The sequence below is a fragment of the Sphingomonas sp. 3-13AW genome (genome assembly GCF_049311085.1).
In the GTDB taxonomy this organism is placed as follows: Bacteria; Pseudomonadota; Alphaproteobacteria; order Sphingomonadales; family Sphingomonadaceae; genus Sphingomonas.
In genome coordinates this window covers 99,797-116,234 of record NZ_JASNVZ010000006.1, presented here as the reverse complement: position 1 = coordinate 116,234, position 16,438 = coordinate 99,797, and the positions used below count along the sequence as shown (strand labels likewise).

At 67.7% G+C, this 16,438-nt stretch carries 18 protein-coding genes; 9 read left to right on the top strand and 9 right to left on the bottom strand.

Annotated elements, in window-relative coordinates:
- Position 1 precedes the first annotated feature (1 nt).
- Entirely contained in the window at positions 2-1,015 is a 1,014-nt protein-coding gene (locus QP045_RS09425) for an SDR family oxidoreductase (RefSeq protein ID WP_422514730.1), read from the bottom strand.
- Between the two features lie 141 nt (positions 1,016-1,156).
- On the opposite strand from QP045_RS09425, the gene QP045_RS09420 reads away from it, so the two are divergent.
- The 9 genes from QP045_RS09420 to QP045_RS09380 all read left to right on the top strand — a co-directional run bounded on the left by QP045_RS09420 (position 1,157) and on the right by QP045_RS09380 (position 8,361).
- Entirely contained in the window at positions 1,157-1,534 is a 378-nt protein-coding gene (locus QP045_RS09420; protein WP_422514729.1) for a hypothetical protein, read from the top strand.
- Complete coding sequence (locus QP045_RS09415) at positions 1,531-1,953, top strand: GNAT family acetyltransferase (protein ID WP_422514728.1); 423 nt, start codon at positions 1,531-1,533, stop codon at positions 1,951-1,953. Before QP045_RS09420 ends, QP045_RS09415 begins: the two co-directional genes overlap by 4 nt.
- A 108-nt stretch (positions 1,954-2,061) precedes the next feature.
- Positions 2,062-3,345, top strand: coding sequence for a family 1 glycosylhydrolase (locus QP045_RS09410; protein ID WP_422514727.1), 1,284 nt, complete (start codon positions 2,062-2,064; stop codon positions 3,343-3,345).
- Positions 3,346-3,413: 68 nt separating this feature from the next.
- Entirely contained in the window at positions 3,414-3,761 is a 348-nt protein-coding gene (locus QP045_RS09405) for an ArsC family reductase (protein ID WP_422514726.1), read from the top strand.
- Positions 3,762-3,810: 49 nt separating this feature from the next.
- Positions 3,811-4,671, top strand: a complete 861-nt coding sequence (panB, locus tag QP045_RS09400) for a 3-methyl-2-oxobutanoate hydroxymethyltransferase (protein ID WP_422514725.1) — start codon at positions 3,811-3,813, stop codon at positions 4,669-4,671.
- 68 nt (positions 4,672-4,739) lie between these two features.
- Positions 4,740-5,462 carry a tetratricopeptide repeat protein gene (locus tag QP045_RS09395; protein ID WP_422514724.1) on the top strand — a complete coding sequence of 241 codons (723 nt, stop codon included), beginning with the start codon at positions 4,740-4,742 and terminating at the stop codon, positions 5,460-5,462.
- A complete protein-coding gene (locus QP045_RS09390) occupies positions 5,459-6,793 on the top strand; it encodes a PQQ-binding-like beta-propeller repeat protein (RefSeq protein ID WP_422514723.1) in 1,335 nt (444 codons plus the stop codon). Before QP045_RS09395 ends, QP045_RS09390 begins: the two co-directional genes overlap by 4 nt.
- Positions 6,794-6,811: 18 nt before the next feature.
- Complete coding sequence (der, locus tag QP045_RS09385) at positions 6,812-8,170, top strand: ribosome biogenesis GTPase Der (RefSeq protein ID WP_422514722.1); 1,359 nt, start codon at positions 6,812-6,814, stop codon at positions 8,168-8,170.
- A complete protein-coding gene (locus QP045_RS09380) occupies positions 8,167-8,361 on the top strand; it encodes a sulfurtransferase TusA family protein (RefSeq protein WP_422514721.1) in 195 nt (64 codons plus the stop codon). Before der ends, QP045_RS09380 begins: the two co-directional genes overlap by 4 nt.
- Before the next feature lie 47 nt (positions 8,362-8,408).
- On the opposite strand, the gene QP045_RS09375 is transcribed toward QP045_RS09380, so the two are convergent.
- The 8 genes from QP045_RS09375 to purL form a co-directional block, all read right to left on the bottom strand.
- The gene (locus tag QP045_RS09375; RefSeq protein ID WP_422514720.1) at positions 8,409-9,170 is read right to left on the bottom strand and encodes an NTP transferase domain-containing protein; all 762 of its coding nucleotides are present in this window, start codon (positions 9,168-9,170) and stop codon (positions 8,409-8,411) included.
- Between the two features lies 1 nt (position 9,171).
- Positions 9,172-10,260: an inositol-3-phosphate synthase gene (locus tag QP045_RS09370; protein ID WP_422514719.1), complete on the bottom strand. Its 1,089-nt coding sequence runs from the start codon at positions 10,258-10,260 to the stop codon at positions 9,172-9,174.
- 7 nt (positions 10,261-10,267) lie between these two features.
- Complete coding sequence (locus QP045_RS09365; protein ID WP_422514718.1) at positions 10,268-11,134, bottom strand: CDP-alcohol phosphatidyltransferase family protein; 867 nt, start codon at positions 11,132-11,134, stop codon at positions 10,268-10,270.
- A gap of 276 nt (positions 11,135-11,410) precedes the next feature.
- Positions 11,411-11,902, bottom strand: coding sequence for a bacterioferritin (gene bfr, locus QP045_RS09360; protein ID WP_422514717.1), 492 nt, complete (start codon positions 11,900-11,902; stop codon positions 11,411-11,413).
- A gap of 105 nt (positions 11,903-12,007) precedes the next feature.
- Positions 12,008-12,178: a (2Fe-2S)-binding protein gene (locus tag QP045_RS09355; protein ID WP_422514716.1), complete on the bottom strand. Its 171-nt coding sequence runs from the start codon at positions 12,176-12,178 to the stop codon at positions 12,008-12,010.
- A gap of 75 nt (positions 12,179-12,253) precedes the next feature.
- The gene (locus tag QP045_RS09350) at positions 12,254-13,510 is read right to left on the bottom strand and encodes a DUF418 domain-containing protein (protein WP_422514715.1); all 1,257 of its coding nucleotides are present in this window, start codon (positions 13,508-13,510) and stop codon (positions 12,254-12,256) included.
- Between the two features lie 76 nt (positions 13,511-13,586).
- Positions 13,587-13,985 carry a hypothetical protein gene (locus tag QP045_RS09345; protein WP_422514714.1) on the bottom strand — a complete coding sequence of 133 codons (399 nt, stop codon included), beginning with the start codon at positions 13,983-13,985 and terminating at the stop codon, positions 13,587-13,589.
- 56 nt (positions 13,986-14,041) lie between these two features.
- Complete coding sequence (purL, locus tag QP045_RS09340) at positions 14,042-16,261, bottom strand: phosphoribosylformylglycinamidine synthase subunit PurL (RefSeq protein ID WP_422514713.1); 2,220 nt, start codon at positions 16,259-16,261, stop codon at positions 14,042-14,044.
- Between the last annotated feature and the right edge of the window lie 177 nt (positions 16,262-16,438).

The window sequence follows — 16,438 nt, the reverse complement described above, 5'->3', positions numbered from 1 at the left end:
CTCAGGCGCCGCGGCGGCTCCGCATTGCGAGGAACCCCGCCGCGGCGCCCAGCACCGCACCGATGCCCAGCGCCGCGCCCGGATGGGTGCGGGCGGCCGTAAAGGCGCTGAGTGACCGGCCTTTCTGCTCTCCCTCGATCCGGCCATCCTTGCCGTCGGGTGCGTAGAGGTTGCCTGCAATCTCCGGTACCGGCCGCGCGGGGTCGGCGAGCAGGGGGCCCATGTTGCTCGCGATCCGGTCGAACAGCAGCGGCATTAGCGCCGCCCCCAGCACCTGGATCTTGCCCACGCCGCCCACGGTTACTGATCGGCGTGGGTGCTGCGCGGCATCCAGGATGGCCTTTGCCACCAGCGCCGGCGCGTAGAGCGGCCGTGGCAGCCGCGCCTTGTACCCGGTCAGGTTGCGGCCGTGCTGGGGGAAGGGGGTGGCGATCGGGCTCGGCTTGATCAGGGTGATCGACACCGGCGCCTTGGCGGCGATCATCTCCAGCCGCAGCGAGTCGGTGAAGCCCTTCACCGCATGTTTGGACGCTGTGTAGGAAGAGATCACGGGCGCCGGCATGTCGGAATTGACGGACCCCATGTTGATCAGCGCGCCCCCGCCCGGCTTGTCCCTCAGGTGGCGCAGCGCCGCCAGCGACCCGTACACCACCCCCCAATAATTGGTTTCGAACACCTGCCGGTGATCGGCCGTCGGCGTATCGAGCAGGGGCGCGTAGACGCCGGTGCCGGCATTGTTGACCCAGGTGTCGAACCCGCCGAACCGTTCGATCGCAAAGGCGGCGGCGCGCTCGACCTCCTCCTCCCGGCTCACGTCCGCCACGAATGGGACGGCAGTCCCCCCGGCCGCGCGGATCCCATCGCACGCCCGCGCCAGTGTCGCGCCGTCTCGGGCGATCAGCACCACGCGTGCGCCTGCAGCGGCGGCGCGCTGCGCGGTCTCCAGGCCGATCCCGGAGCTTGCGCCGGTGATGACGATCACCTGCTCGGAGAGCGGCTTCAGCTGAGCCTTCATCGATTCTCGCTTGTTGCGCGGCGCGCGGCTGCGGCCGTCCGCGGCAGGGAACGAGCCGCACCGCGATACGATCCGTCCTGCTCTGGCGGCGGCGGGGCCGCTTGGCTATGTCACCGGCCTGCAGGGACTTAGGGGGAAGTCATGAACGGGTGGAACGGGTGGATTCGCGGTGCGGGTCTGCTGCTGGTGGCGCTGGGTGGTTGCTCGGACGAGGCGCCCCGGCGAGAGCCCCAGTCGCGGCAGCCGCTGCCCACGGCGACCAGCATGCCGCCGACGATGCTGGGCCGCTGGGGTGAGGACGGCGCCTGCTCCCGCCCGCTGGAAGTGACGGCCGACCGCATCGCCGGCGCGCGCATCGACGCGGTGACCACCGCTGCCGGTGGCGCGGTCGACGTGGATACCTCGTCCGAGGTGAACGGCATCACCGCCGGCCGGCGCTATCGCCTGGCGAACCCGCGGGGGGAGCGGCTCGCCGTCACCGTCGATGGCGTCACCACGACGCGGGTCCGCTGCCCGTGACGGTGGAGGAGGCCGGGCCCGCCGACGCCGCCGAGGTCATCGCCTTGTGGCAGGCGGCCGGGCTGACGCGGCCGTGGAATGATCCGGCCGCCGACTTCGCGCGCTCGCTGGATGCCGCCGACTCGGCGGTGCTGGTCGCACGCGACGGCACGGCTCTGATCGGCAGCGTGATGGTCGGCTATGACGGACACCGGGGCTGGGTCTATTACCTCGCCGTCGCGCCGGATCGCCGGCGCCAGGGCCTCGGCCGCACGCTGATGGCGGCTGCGGAGGCATGGCTGCGCGCCCGCGGATGCCCCAAGATCCAGTTGATGGTGCGCACCGGCAATGCCAAGGCGCTGGCCTTCTACGAGCGTCTGGGCCTGGCCGCGCAGGACGCCGTGACTCTCGGCCGCTTTCTCGATCCCAAGGAAAGCTGAGACGGCATCGCGACGCGCCCCCGCAACCTTTGCGGAGAAGTTTGCGTTCGACTTTCATGCTGTGGCCCGCCGTATCCGGCACGATCCGGTCCCGGCGTGGGAGGGTTCATGGCGAACTTCATGTTCTGCACGGGGATCGAGAACAGTATCCCCACGATCGACAACGGACGAACCCGCGTCGACCAGATGGAGTCCTGCGGCCATTACCAGCGCTGGCGTGAGGATTTCGACCTGGTCGAAGATCTCGGCACCCGCTTCCTCCGCTTCGGTCCGCCGCTGCACAAGACGCTGCTGGGGCCGGGCAAATATGACTGGGAGTTCGCGGACCTGACGCTGGGCGATCTCCGGCGGCGCGGCATCCTCCCGATCGTCGATCTCTGCCATTTCGGCGTTCCCGACTTCATCGGCAATTTCCAGAACCCCGATTTTCCCGAGCTCTTCGCCGACTATGCCGCCGCCTTTGCGCAGCGCTACCCGTGGGTGCAGCTCTATACGCCGATCAACGAGATGTTCATCTGCGCGGTCTTCTCCGCGCTCTATGGCTGGTGGAACGAGCAGCTCGCCAGCGACCGCGCATTTGTCACCGCCCTCAAGCACATCGTCCGCGCCAATGTCCGCGCGATGCAGGAGATCCTGAAGCACCGCCGCGACGCGATCTTCATCCAGAGCGAGTCGTCCGAATATTTCCACGCCGACAGCCCGGCCGCGATCGGCCCGGCCGAGGTGATGAACGCCCGCCGCTTCCTCAGCCTCGACCTCAACTATGGCCGGCGGGTCAACAGCACCATGTACGAGTATCTGATGGACAACGGCATGTCGCGGGAGGAATATCATTTTTTCCTTGGCAACCGATTGAAACAACACTGTATTCTCGGAACCGACTATTATTGGACCAACGAGCATCGGGTCCATCAGGACGGCCATACCTGGGCATCGGGGGAGGTGTTCGGATACAGCGAGATCACCCGCCAGTATCATAACCGCTACGGCCTGCCGGTGATGCATACCGAGACCAATGTCGCGCAGGGGCCCAACGGCGACGAGGGCGTCAACTGGCTGTGGAAGGAGTGGGCGAACGTCCTGCGGCTGCGCAACACCGGCATCCCCACCGTCGGTTTCACCTGGTATTCGCTGACCGACCAGATGGACTGGGACACGGCCCTTCGTGAAAAGAATGGCCGCGTCACCCCGGTCGGCCTCTACGACCTCGACCGCAAGATCCGCCCGGTCGGCAAGGCCTATAAGCAGCTGATCCAGGACTGGCGGGAGGTGCTGCCCGCCCAGAGCCTGGTGCTGATCGTGCCGATCGTGCACCCTTCGCGCACCGGTCCCGGCCACGCCGATGCGGCCAGCGAAGGGGCCGCGGCCGCCGCCGCCGCCGCACTTCCCTGAACGTGCGCGGCTGCATTCCCGCGCGGCAGACGCTATCTCGCGGCTTCGCGTGAGATTGAGGACTGCCGATGCCGTTGACGATGTATGGAATTCCCGCCTGCGACACGATCAAGAAGGCGCGCACCTGGCTGGGGGAGAAGGGGGTAGCCTTCACCTTCCACAACTACAAGACCGACGGCATCGATCGCGCCACCCTGGAGCGCTGGGTCGACAAGCTGGGCTGGGAAGCGCTGCTCAACCGCTCCGGCACCACTTTCCGCAAGCTGCCGGAGGAGCAGCGGGCCGACCTCGACCGGGAACGCGCCATCGCGATCATGCTGGCCAATCCGTCGGCGATCCGCCGGCCGGTGCTGGAGGACGGCGACACGCTGCTCGTCGGCTTCAAGCCCGAGAGCTACGCCCAGCACTGGAGCTGATCGACAGGGGTGACTGGCGCGGCGGCGTGGCACGCTCTATTCCGCCGCCATGTCCACCACCTCCACCATCGAGACTCAGGGCGCGCAGTCCGCCGCGCCGCTGCCCAGGCGCCTGACCGTACCCGCCCTGCGTGCCCGCAAGGGCGCGGCCGCGGAGCCGGTGGTGATGATCACCGCCTATACCGCGCGCATGGCGCAGCTGCTCGATCCGCATTGCGACGTGCTGCTGGTCGGCGATAGCCTCGCGCAGGTGATCTACGGCCTACCCTCGACGGTGCCCGTCACGCTCGAGATGATGGCCGCCCATGGCGCCGCGGTCGTGCGCGGCAGCGGCCATGCGCTGGTCGCGATCGACATGCCCTTCGGCAGCTATGAGGCGAGCCCCGCCCAGGCGTTCGAAAGCGCGGCGCGGCTGCTCAAGGAGACCGGCGCCGCCGCGGTGAAGCTGGAGGGCGGGGAGGCGATGGCGCCGACCGTGCGCTTCCTCACCGAACGCGGCATCCCCGTGATCGGCCATGTCGGCCTCACGCCCCAGGCGGTGAACCTGCTCGGCGGCTATGGCGCACGCGGCCGCAGCGAGGCGGAAGCCGCCAAGATCGTCGCGGACGGCGTCGCGGTCGCGGAGGCAGGCGCCTTCATGCTCGTGATCGAGGGCGTGCTGGAGCCGATCGCGATCGAAGTGACCAACCGCGTCGCTTGCCCGACCATCGGCATCGGCGCCTCGGCGCAGTGCGACGGGCAGGTATTGGTGGGGGAGGACATGCTTGGCCTGTTCGATCGCACCGCCCGGTTCGTGAAGCGCTATGAAGATCTCGCCGGCCGTATTTCGGCCGCGGTTGCCGCCTATTCGGGCGAAGTGCGGTCGCGTGCCTTCCCCGGCGCCGAACACCTCTATCAGCCCCGGGTCTGAACCGCTTTCGTTTCCCTTCGCGCGCGGCTAGATAGCGCGCTTCGTTCGCCGCACGCATGGAGTAGGACTTGGCGCTCACCCCCCAGAACAACCAGGCCTTCCTGCGCGAGGTCGACGAGGAATTGCGGCGCGACCAGGTGGCGCACCTCGGGCGCCGCTATGGGCTGTGGATCGCGCTCGCGATCGTGCTGCTCCTCGCGGGCTTCGGCGGCTGGCTGTGGTGGCAGCACCATCAGACCGAGAAGGCGGCCGAACAGGGCATGCTGCTGCAGCAGGCGATGGACGACCTCGGCGCCAGCCGGGTGAACGCCGCAGCCGCGCCGCTCGCCACCCTCGCGAACTCGGACCGGGACGGCTATCGCGCCTCTGCCAAGTTCGTCCAGGCCGACATCCTGCTCAACAAGCAGGACCTGAAGGGCGCAGCAGCCAAGTTCGCCGAAGTGGCCAACGACAGTTCGATGCCCGTCGAGTTCCGGGACCTGGCACTCGTGCGCCAGACCGCGGCCGAATATGACACGCTGCAGCCGCAGGCGGTCGTCGACCGGCTGCGCGGCCTTGCCACCAAGCAGAGCCCCTGGTTCGGCAGCGCTGGCGAAATGGTCGCCATCGCCTATATCCGCCTCAACCGTCGCGATCTGGCCGGCAAGATGTTCGGCGAGATCGCCGAGACCCAGAGCGTGCCCGAATCGATCCGGCAACGTGCGGTTCAGATGGCGAGTGCTCTTGGGGTTGAACCGGCTGCTCCCAAGGCGCCGACGACCCATACCTCAGAGGAAAAGAACGCAGGATGAGGACCAGCGCGAAGCTGATGACGGCCGTAGCAGCGCTTTCGCTGCTCGGCGGCTGCGGCATCTTCAAGGGTGACGGCAAGCGCAAGACGCCGATCCTTGGCGAGCGCGTGCCTATCCTGGCGGCCGAGAACGACGTCACCGTCGATCCCTCGCTCGCGGTGGTGCAGGTGCTCCTGCCGCCCGCGGTCGCGAACCCCGAATGGACCCAGCCGGGCGGCAACGAGTCCAAGTCGATGGGCCATCTCGCGCTCGGCGCCTCGCCCAGCCGCGTCTGGACCGCCCGCATCCCCGGCGGCACCACCCGCGTCCGCCTCGCGGCGGCACCCGTCGTCGCCGACGGCCGCCTCTATGTGATGGACGTCAACGGCGTCGTGCACGCGTTCGATGCCGCGACCGGCGCGGCCGGCTGGACGGCCAGCACCGTCAAGGATCCGGACAAGGGCAACCAGGCCGCGCGCTTCGGCGGCGGCGTCAGCATCGGCGAAGGCCGGCTGTTCGCCACCAACGGCCTGGGCGACGTCGTCGCGCTCAATGTCGCCGACGGTGCCGAGATCTGGCGCGCGAAGCCGGGCGGGCCGCTGCGTGGTGCCCCGACGGTCGCCAACGACCAAGTCTATGTCGTCAGCCAGGACAACCAGCTGTTCGCGCTGTCGCAGACCGACGGCACGGTGGTCTGGACCCAGGCCGGTTCGGTCGAGAGCCAGGGCGTGTTCGGCGCCGCAGCCCCTGCCTCGGCACAGGGCACGGTGGTGGCCGGCTTCTCCTCGGGAGAGCTCAACGCGTACCGCTACGAGAACGGCCGCTCGCTCTGGGCAGACAGCCTGTCGCGCACCAGCGCCTCGACCTCGGTGTCGTCGCTTGCCGACATCGATGCGGAGCCGGTGATCGACTCGGGCCAGGCCTATGCGGTCGGCCAGGGTGGACGCATGGTCGCGCTCGAGGTCACCAGCGGCCAGCGGATGTGGGAACAGAATCTCGCCGGCATCGCCACGCCGGCGGTTGCGGGCGAATGGCTGTTCGTCGTCACCGACGACGCGCGCCTGATCTGCGTCGCGCGCAGCAGCGGCAAGATCCGCTGGATCCACCAGCTGCCGCGCTACCGCAACGAAAAGAAGAAGAAGGGCCCGATCCTGTGGGTTGGCCCGGTGCTCGCCGGCAATCGCCTGGTGCTCGCCAACTCAGAAGGCCAAGTGGCCTATGCCTCGCCCGAGGATGGCAGCGTCAGCGCCACGGTGGACGCGTCCAAAAACGCGATCGGCCTGTCGCCTGTCGTCGCCAACTCGACCCTGTACCTGCTCGACGACTCGGGCACGATCAGCGCCTGGCGCTGATCGCTGCTGAAAACGAACATGCCACTTCCCACCGTTGCCATCATCGGACGCCCCAATGTGGGCAAGTCCACTCTGTTCAACCGGCTTGTCGGCAAGCGACTAGCGCTGGTCGACGACCAGCCGGGCGTGACCCGGGATCGGCGGGAAGGGGACGCGAACCTGCTCGGGCTCGAGTTCCGCATCATCGACACCGCCGGGTTCGAGGATGAGGATCCGCACACGCTGCCCGGGCGCATGCGCCAGCAGACCGAAGCCGCGGTGGTCGAGGCAGACGTCGCGCTGTTCATGATCGATGCCCGCGCCGGCGTGACCCCGCTCGACGAGGAAATCGCCCGCTGGCTGCGCGCCGCCGACCGCCCGGTCGTGGTGCTCGCCAACAAGGCAGAGGGCCGCGCCGGCGAAACCGGCGTGATCGAGGCGATGGCCTTAGGCTTCGGCGATCCGGTGCCGTTCTCGGCCGAGCATGCCGAGGGCATGGTCGACCTGTTCGACGCGCTGCGCCCCTTCGTGGACCGTCCCGATGCCGAGGAAGAGCCGGAGGAGGATCCCGAATCCCCCGACGCGCCGCTCAAGCTCGCGATCGTCGGGCGTCCGAACGCCGGCAAGTCCACACTCATCAACCGCATGCTGGGCCAGGATCGCCTGATCACCGGCCCGGAAGCCGGCATCACCCGCGACTCCATCGCCATCGAGTGGGAGTGGGAGGGCCGCCCGGTCCGCCTCATCGACACCGCCGGCATGCGCAAGCGCGCGCGGGTGCAGGAAAAGCTCGAGAAGCTCTCCGTCGCCGATGCGCTGCGTGCGGTCGATTTCGCAGAGGTCGTCGTGCTGCTGCTCGACGCGACCCGCGGGCTCGAGGTGCAGGACATCAAGATCGCGGACCGCGTCCTTCAGGAAGGCCGCGCGCTCATCATCGCCCTCAACAAGTGGGACGTGGCGGAGAACGCCTCCAGCCTGTTCAACGGCGTCAAGGGGGCGTTGGACGAGGGTCTGGCCCAGGCCAAGGGCGTGCCGCTGCTCACCGTCTCCGGGATCAACGGCAAGGGCATCGACACGCTGATCAAGGTCGCGTTCGAAACGCGTGAGGCCTGGGGCCGCCGCGTTTCCACCGGCGCGCTCAACCGCTGGTTCGAACGCGCGCTGGAGGCGAACCCGCCGCCCGCGCCCGGTGGAAAGCGGATCAAGCCGCGCTATCTCACCCAGATCAAGAGCCGCCCGCCCAGCTTCGTGCTGTTCGGAACCCGCGTCGACCTGCTGCCCGAAAGCTATCGCCGCTACCTGCTCAACAGCCTGCGCCGTGAGTTCGACTTCGGCGCGGTGCCGGTACGCCTGACGATGCGCGCGCCCTCGAACCCGTTCGACCACAAGGACGGATGATCGACGCCCGCGGCCTGCGCTGCCCGTGGCCGGCGCTGCGGCTGGCGCGGGCGCTGCGCACGGGGGAACATGGCGAGCGCTTTGAAGTGCTCGCCGACGATCCCAATGCAGAACGCGAGATGCGCGCCGTGGCCGAGGCTGCGGGCCGCGAACTGGTCCGCCGCGCGGACCACCACTTCGAAATTCGCTAAAAGCCAGTCGGAGCCACGGGCAGGGCCTCAGCCCTGGCCCCGCCGCATCACGAAAGCCGCTGTGCTTCCAGCTCGGCCGACTCCAGCTCCTGCCGCTCGGCCTGCGACTGCTCGGCTCGCCACTGCTCGGCCTTGTCCAGCGCCCAGGCGTCATCGACGTCGATCCAGTCGATGTCGCTGCAATCCGTGACCAGCGCATCACCATCGCGGGCGAGCAGGCGCATTCCCTCGGTCAGCGAAGGTGCGTCGAACTGGCGCAGCGCCGCGATCAGCTTTGGGCCGATGGCAAAGACGCCGGTATCGTAGCAGTCATAGGGCTCCATGCCCTTGCCGATCGCGACGATGCGCTCGCCCGCCGTCTCGACTCGCGTGACGTCGTCCAGGTCGACCCAGTCGCTGTCCAGCCGCCGATCGATCCCCAGCCGTGCGCCCCCGGCGGGCGCGCCGGCCGTCGCCATGCGTCGATACAGCGCCGGATCGACCAGATGATCGCACATCGCCAGCAGCGCGCCCTTCTCGGACACGAACGGCTCGGCCGCCAGGACGGAGCTGCCGTTGGGCTTGCGATAATCGGCAACCCGTACGGTCTCCAGCCGCATCCGCCACCGCTGGGTGGCGAGATAGGCCTCGATCTGGGCGGCGCCATAGCCAAGCACCACGACGGCGCGCGTCAGGCCGGCCTCGGCCAGCCCGGTGAGCGCATGGGCGATCAACGGCCTTCCCGCGACCCTGCACAGTGGCTTGAACGGTGCCGCGGAGCGAAGGCGGCTGCCTTCCCCCGCGGCGAGCAGGATCGCGGTGTCGATCACGTCAGGCCGCTACGAAGTCTTCAACGGCCTGCTGGGCGATGTCGTCGGTCATCTGCAGGCGCGGGTGCTTGCAGAAATAGGCCGAGGCCGCGTCGATCGGCCCGGCCAGGCCACGGTCCTTGGCGAGCTTGGCGCAACGGATCATGTCGATCGCGACGCCGGCCGAATTCGGGCTGTCCTCCACCGACAGGCGCAGTTCCAGGTTCATCGGAACGCCGCCGAACATGCTGCCTTCCATGCGCAGGAAGCAGACCTTGTTGTCGTTCTGCCACGGCACATAGTCGCTGGGGCCGATGTGGACATTGTCCTCATCCAGGCGCTCGGCCGCGACCGACTGCACGGCCTCGGTCTTGGAGATTTTCTTGGAAGCCAGGCGGCGGTGGTTCGACATGTTGAGGAAGTCGGTGTTGCCGCCGGTGTTGAGCTGGTAGGTCCGCTCCAGCTTCACGCCGCGCTTGGCGAACAGGTCGGTCAGCACGCGGTGGACGATGGTGGCGCCCAGCTGTGCCTTGATGTCGTCGCCGATGATCGGCACGCCCGCCTCCACGAAACGCTGCGCCCATTCCGGGTTGCTCGCGATGAACACCGGAATGTTGTTCACGAAGGCGACGCCGGCTTCCAGCGCGCATTCGGCGTAGAATTCGGTGGCCTCCTGCGATCCGACCGGCAGGTAGTTCATCAGCACGTCGGTGTTGCTGGCGCGCAGCGCCGCGACGACGTCTTCCTTGCTCGGCTCCGCGTCATTGGCGACCAGGAAGGTGCGGTCGTCCTTGTACTCGGACATGTGGTCGGCAACGCCGTCCAGGATCTTGCCCATCTGCACCTTGGTGCCGCTGGGCTCGACGTTCTCGCAGAAGATCGCGGTGCAATTGGGCTTGGCGAAGATCGCCTCGGCGACGTCCTTGCCCACCTTGCGCCGGTCGACGTCCCAGGCAGCGACGACCTTGATGTCGCTCGGACGGTAGCCGCCCAGATCCCAGTGCATCAGTCCGATCCGCTCGTTGGCACCGTCCCGATAGTGGGAAAGGCCCTGCACGAGGGAGCTGGCGCAGTTACCGACGCCGACGAGGGCGATGTTGATGCTCGGCATTACTTCTTCACGTCCTTCGACTGGGTGATTGGGTAGAGGTTGCAGGGCGCGCGTGGGCGGTCGGGTTTCGCACCAGTCGATGTTCGACGGCACGATGCCAGATCAGTCCCACGAGCAGGATTGCGGTCAGCGGCACGAGTTCCAGCCACCAGAAGATGCGCGGGTTCCCGGCCATGCAGGCGATGAAGATCGCGGCGACCCGGGTGTTGGCGGTCAGCAGGCGCATCAGCCGCATCGGCCGGGCTGCCTCCCGGCCATAGGCCTGGGCGAGGGGCGCGGGATTGTCCTGCCGCTGCAGGGCCGCGTCGAATGGCCGGGCAAACCGGTCGAGCGTGCCCGCGATGCGATCGTAGAAGCGGACGAGCGGGTTGTGGCTCGGTGCCGGTACCGCGGCTGCCACGCCCTTGCACCGGCGATGGAAGCGCGCGCGCTCGCTTTCATACAGGTTGGATTGCAGCGCATGCGCGGCGCCGGCCGCCACGGCCAGCGCCCAGCCCTCGGCGGTCCCGATCGAGCTGGCCAGCACTACATAGATGAGGACGAACACGCCGTGGTCGCACAGGCCGTCGAGCGCGCGGCCCAGAGGGCTTGCCGTGCCCGTCGCGCGGGCGATCATGCCGTCGAGTCCGTCGGCCACCAGCCACGCGATCGACAGCAGCAATCCCGCGACCACAAAGGCCGGTTCGTCCCACTGGCTATAGGCAAGCGCCGCCAGCGTGCCGAGCGTCAAGCCGCCGAGCGAAACCGCATTCGCCGAAATCCCGCGCGTGAGGAACCACGGCAGGAGCAGGCGAGCTGCAGGATGTACGACCCACAGGTTCGTCGGATCCTCGATCCGGCGATCTCGTGACTGGTCCGGCGGAGGAGGAGTCATGAAACTGCCACGTACAAGCGTGTCGGCCTGTTCAGCAAGCAGTTTGCGATGGGGGCCAGCCCCAAGTGAAGACAGATCGTAGGTAAAGGGGCAAGTTACGGGCGGGCAAGGACTTTTCGGGGCGGTGATTTTACCAGATCAGCCGCACTTTCCTTCAGGTTCGCGCGTCGGCGGCAGCTGCGAGTCGCGGCACCGAAACGGGACCGCAAAAGCTGCCGGGCATAGAAAAAGGGCCGGCGTCGCCGCCGACCCTTCTTGCATCACGACAGGACGGCCTCAGCCTTCCTTGACGTCATATTCCGACTTGGCGTTGAGCTGGATGTAGTTCTCCAGGCCCATGCGCTCGATCATCTCGAACTGGCGCTCCAGCGTGTCGACATGCTCTTCCTCATTCTCGAGGATTTCGGCGAACAGGTCGCGGCTGACATAGTCGCGCACGCTCTCGCAATGGGCGATCGCCTCGCGCAGCTGGGCGACGGCCTCCAGCTCCAGGGCCAGATCGGCCTTGATCGCCTCGACCACCGTCTCGCCGATGCGCAGGCGGCCCAGCAGCTGGAAATTGGGCAAGCCGTCGAGGAACAGGATGCGCTCCGCCAGCTTGTCGGCGTGCTTCATCTCCTCGATCGATTCCTCACGCTCGAACTTGGCGAGCCTGTGGACACCCCAGTGATCGAACATGCGATAGTGCAACCAATATTGGTTGATCGCCGTCAATTCGTTCTTGAGCGTCTCGTTGAGAAACTCGATGACTTTGGGATCACCCTTCACGCCACAGGCCCTTTTTTGAAATTCCAGAGCGTGAATCTAGGGTGCAAACCGGGCTTTGAACAGGCCGAAAACCGCGGAATTCTGCGGTTTTTCTAGCTGCGAGCGTTACGCAATCGCGCGTTCTTCGTCGATGATCTCGCGTGCGAATGGCACGCATTGACCACACTTGGGCTGGCGCCCCAGCGCACGATAGGCCTGGCAGGCGCTCATCGCGCCCGAACGTGCGGCCCGCCGAACTTCATCTTCCCGTATCGCATTGCAAACGCAGACGACCATTGCCGATTCCTTGTTGGTGGGAACCGACTAGCGTCACTGCGAATAAGTCGCAACTGTTTTGCGACGCATTCGCAATCAGGCGATCCTGTTTGCGGCCAGCCGCATCGGCTGCAACTCGAATCGGGCCAGCGACCGCCACAGCCATTCGAAAGGGCCATAGCGAAACCGGGAGAGCCAGAGCGGCGACCACAGCAGCATCGCGGCCCACATCGCCGCCACGACCGGATAGAGCTGCGCCCGCGACAAGGTGCCGTACCAGCCCAGCCCATAGCCATAGAAGAGGGTGGTCAGGACGATGCTGGTCGCCAGATAGTTGGTGAAGGCCATCCGCCCCGCCGCCGCCAGCCGCTCGGTCAGCGCGCCGCCGGGCCGCGCCAGCAGCAGGATCAGGCACGCCCAGGCGACGATCATTGGCGGCCTGAGCGGCGCCGCCAGCGGCATGACGGCGGCCGCCACCACCACCAGTTCGAAGTCGCTTTTGACCAGCCACCAGGCAAGCAGCGCATAGCCCGGGATGCCGATCCCGAAGCCCACGAGCATCCACCGGCGATAGCGGGGGCGGGGCCAGGCGCCGGTCAGCATCCCCGATCGCAACCCCGCCATCCCGAACAGCATATAGCCCAGCGTCTCCGCGCCCACGAACCAGATGGCGGACAGCGAACGGCCGAGCTCGCTCCAGCGCTCGGCGACCAGCCCGGTCCAGCTGCCGCGGTGGAGCACCAGCTCCGTGGCGATATGGGCGGGGCTGGGAACCCCCATGGTGTCGATGAACGCGCGCAGCGACCGGGCATTCTCGGCGGCGCGGGCAGGGTTCGCGTCATGGACGCCGGCCAGCAGCGCCATCACTCCCAGCGGCATGATCGTCAGGATCACGCACTCCAGCGCCACCAGCAGCACGCCCGTAGTCAGCAGCGACTTCACGCTCGCCTTGCGAAAGGCGTAGGCGATCGCCCCGATAACCGCATATTGATTGAGGATGTCGCCCCACCACAGCAGCAGCAGATGGGCGATGCCGAACACGAACAGCCACGCCATCCGCGCAAAATGCACGCGGGCCGGACTCTCCCCCTTGGCGACCGCGCGATCGATCACCAGCAGCATCGACGCGCCGAACAGGAAGCTGAACAGCCCGCGCATCTTGCCGTCGATCAGCACGAAGTTGAGGAGATAGACGGCGAGGTCGATCCCTTGGTCGCCGCCATAGGCCCTCGGGTTCAGATAGGCGGCGTCGGGCATCGCAAAGCCGATGATGTTCATCATCAGGATGCCGAGCACCGCCACGCCGCGCAGCGTGTCGAGCGTCGCGATCCGGTCCGCCTGCGTCGTCGCCATCCGTTCCCCCGGTTCGCCCCGCGGCAATGCTAGAGCAAGTTGGATCGCCGCTAAAGCAATGTCCCGGGCGATGGCCTCAGCCGGCGCTGGGCTCGCATCGATGCGGGACCAGCTTGGTCGCGCACCAGCCCGGCACCATCGCGTTCGGCTCGACGTCGATCCGCCACGCTGGCCCGATCAGGTCGCAGAGTCCGGCCGAATCGAGTTCCAGCGTGCCGGTTCGCCAGCCGATCCACACGAACCCGCTGTTGGTGAGCAATTCGCCAAGCGGCGCCAGCGCGGCCGTGATCGCGTCGCGGGTCGGCACGGCGATCAGGGCAGCGTCGAGCCCGGCCGAAGGCGCCGCCTCGATCGACAGCCCCGACAGCGCCGTGTCCAGCGCCTGGGCGATCTCGTCCGGCACACCCCGCATCCACAAGCGCATGCCGCGGACGAGGTTCAACTGCTTTGCAAGGCTTGCCGGATCGGGGGTCATGGGTGCCTCCTGAGGCGATTACCTCAAGGAGACGCCCGCACGGGCCCCCGGTTCCGTCAGGCGAGGGCGGCGTCGCTTCCCATCAGGTTCGGGAAGAAGCCCTCATGGGCCTCGCGCAGCGCCTGCAGCGGCACGACGAAATCGCCGTCGTGCAGTTCGAAGATCAGCCGGCTGCCGATGGTGCGGCCGATCGGCTCGGCTTCGATGCCGGCCGCTTCCGCGCCCTTCAGGAAGTCGAGCAGCGCATGGTCGTGCACCGTCACCAGATACACGCCCTGGTCCTCGCCAAAGAAGGAGCAGGCGTGGTCGTAGGGTTGCTTCTTGTCGAGGATCGCGCCGATGTTGCCGGCCAGCGCCATCTCGGCGAGTGCGACCGCCAGGCCGCCGTCCGACACGTCGTGCGCCGCCGTCACCGCGCCCGCGGTGATCGCGGCGCGCAGATAATCGCCGGTGCGGCGCTCGGCATCCAGGTCCACCGGCGGCGGCGGGCCCTCCTCGCGGCCGTGGATCTCGCGCAGCCACAGCGACTGGCCTAGGTGGCCGCTGCGATTGCCGAGCGCGATGATGATGTCGCCGGTCTGCTTGAAGGCGATGGTCATCGACTTGGTCCAGTCGGCCATTAGCCCCAGGCCGCCGATCGCCGGCGTCGGCAGGATGGCGGAGCCACCGCCGGTCGCCTTCGACTCATTGTAGAGCGACACGTTGCCCGACACGATCGGGAAGTCGAGCGCGCGGCAGGCCTCGCCCATGCCTTCCAGGCAGCCGACGATCTGGCCCATGATCTCCGGCCGCTGCGGGTTGGCGAAGTTCAGGCAGTTGGTGATCGCCAGCGGGGTCGCGCCCACCGCCGTCAGGTTGCGCCATGCCTCGGCCACGGCCTGCTTGCCGCCCTCGACCGGGTCGGCAAAGCAATAGCGCGGGGTGCAGTCGGTGGTGATCGCCAGCGCCTTCTGGGTGCCGTGGACGCGCACGACCGCGGCGTCGCCGCCCGGGCGCTGCACGGTGTCGGCGCCGACCATGTGGTCGTACTGTTCCCAGATCCACCGCCGGCTGGCGATGTCGGGCGAACCCATCAGCTTGAGCAGGTCCGCGGCCGGGTCGCCGCACGGCGGCACGTCGGTCAGTTCCGCCGGCTTGGGCGTCGGGACGTGCGGCCGGTCGTAGAGCGGCGCCTCGTCGGCAAGCGGTGCCAGCGGAATGTCGGCGACCGTGTCGCCCTTCCACTTCAGCACCATGCGGCCGGTGTCGGTCACGCGGCCGATGATCGCGAAGTCCAATTCCCACTTGCGGAAGATCGCCTCGGCGAACGCCTCGCGGCCGGGCTTCAGCACCATGAGCATGCGCTCCTGGCTCTCCGACAGCATCATCTCATAGGGCGTCATGCCCTCTTCGCGCTGGGGAACATCGTCCATCACCAGCTCGATGCCGACGCCGCCCTTGGACGCCATTTCGACCGAGGAGGAGGTGAGGCCGGCCGCACCCATGTCCTGGATCGCCACGATCGCGTCGGACGCCATCAGTTCCAGGCACGCCTCGATCAGCAGCTTTTCGGTAAAGGGGTCGCCGACCTGGACGGTGGGACGCTTCTCCTCCGAATCCTCGCCGAAATCGGCCGAGGCCATGGTCGCGCCATGGATGCCGTCGCGGCCGGTCTTCGACCCCACATAGACGATCGGATTGCCGACGCCCGATGCGGCCGAATAAAAGATCTTGTCCTGGTCGGCGACGCCCACGGTCATCGCGTTGACCAGGATGTTGCCGTCATAGGCCGGGTGGAAGTTCACCTCGCCGCCCACCGTCGGCACGCCGACGCAATTGCCATAGCCGCCGATGCCGTGGACCACGCCCGCGATCAGGTGGCGCATCTTGGGATGGTCCGGCCGGCCGAAGCGCAGCGCGTTCAGGTTCGCGACCGGGCGCGCGCCCATCGTGAACACGTCGCGCAAGATGCCGCCTACACCCGTCGCCGCACCCTGATAGGGCTCGATGTAGGAGGGGTGGTTATGCGACTCCATCTTGAAGATCGCCGCCTGGTTGTCGCCGATGTCGACGACGCCCGCGTTCTCGCCCGGACCGCAGATTACCTGCGGGCCTTCGGTCGGCAGCTTCTTCAGGTGGATGCGGCTGGACTTGTACGAGCAGTGCTCGGACCACATCACCGAGAAGATGCCGAGCTCCGTCAGATTGGGCTCGCGGCCCATCGCGTGCAGGACGCGCTCATATTCCTCGGGGGAAAGGCCGTGCTCGGCGACGATCGCGGGCGTGATCTGGGTCATGGGCGAGCCCTTAGCGACCCAGGCGCGTAGCGGCTAGGGGGCGCGCGCGACTCCGGGCGGGCCATCGTCATTTTTGCGCAACGGCAGGCGGTGCCTGCTGCCCGATGGAATGGGCGTCGCGGCTCCCCGGGGCGGAACATGCCCGCACGCCGGGCGGTTTCCTTTCCAGACCGCACA

Excerpts from the sequence above, each read along its gene's own strand:
- QP045_RS09425 (WP_422514730.1), bottom strand. The coding sequence starts at position 1,015 with ATGAAGGCTCAGCTGAAGCCGCTCTCCGAGCAGGTGATCGTCATCACC.
- QP045_RS09420 (WP_422514729.1), top strand. The coding sequence starts at position 1,157 with ATGAACGGGTGGAACGGGTGGATTCGCGGTGCGGGTCTGCTGCTGGTG.
- QP045_RS09410 (WP_422514727.1), top strand. The coding sequence starts at position 2,062 with ATGGCGAACTTCATGTTCTGCACGGGGATCGAGAACAGTATCCCCACG.
- QP045_RS09405 (WP_422514726.1), top strand. The coding sequence starts at position 3,414 with ATGCCGTTGACGATGTATGGAATTCCCGCCTGCGACACGATCAAGAAG.
- panB (WP_422514725.1), top strand. The coding sequence starts at position 3,811 with ATGTCCACCACCTCCACCATCGAGACTCAGGGCGCGCAGTCCGCCGCG.
- QP045_RS09390 (WP_422514723.1), top strand. The coding sequence starts at position 5,459 with ATGAGGACCAGCGCGAAGCTGATGACGGCCGTAGCAGCGCTTTCGCTG.
- der (WP_422514722.1), top strand. The coding sequence starts at position 6,812 with ATGCCACTTCCCACCGTTGCCATCATCGGACGCCCCAATGTGGGCAAG.
- QP045_RS09380 (WP_422514721.1), top strand. The coding sequence starts at position 8,167 with ATGATCGACGCCCGCGGCCTGCGCTGCCCGTGGCCGGCGCTGCGGCTG.
- QP045_RS09370 (WP_422514719.1), bottom strand. The coding sequence starts at position 10,260 with ATGCCGAGCATCAACATCGCCCTCGTCGGCGTCGGTAACTGCGCCAGC.
- QP045_RS09365 (WP_422514718.1), bottom strand. The coding sequence starts at position 11,134 with ATGACTCCTCCTCCGCCGGACCAGTCACGAGATCGCCGGATCGAGGAT.
- QP045_RS09355 (WP_422514716.1), bottom strand. The coding sequence starts at position 12,178 with ATGGTCGTCTGCGTTTGCAATGCGATACGGGAAGATGAAGTTCGGCGG.
- QP045_RS09350 (WP_422514715.1), bottom strand. The coding sequence starts at position 13,510 with ATGGCGACGACGCAGGCGGACCGGATCGCGACGCTCGACACGCTGCGC.
- QP045_RS09345 (WP_422514714.1), bottom strand. The coding sequence starts at position 13,985 with ATGACCCCCGATCCGGCAAGCCTTGCAAAGCAGTTGAACCTCGTCCGC.
- purL (WP_422514713.1), bottom strand. The coding sequence starts at position 16,261 with ATGACCCAGATCACGCCCGCGATCGTCGCCGAGCACGGCCTTTCCCCC.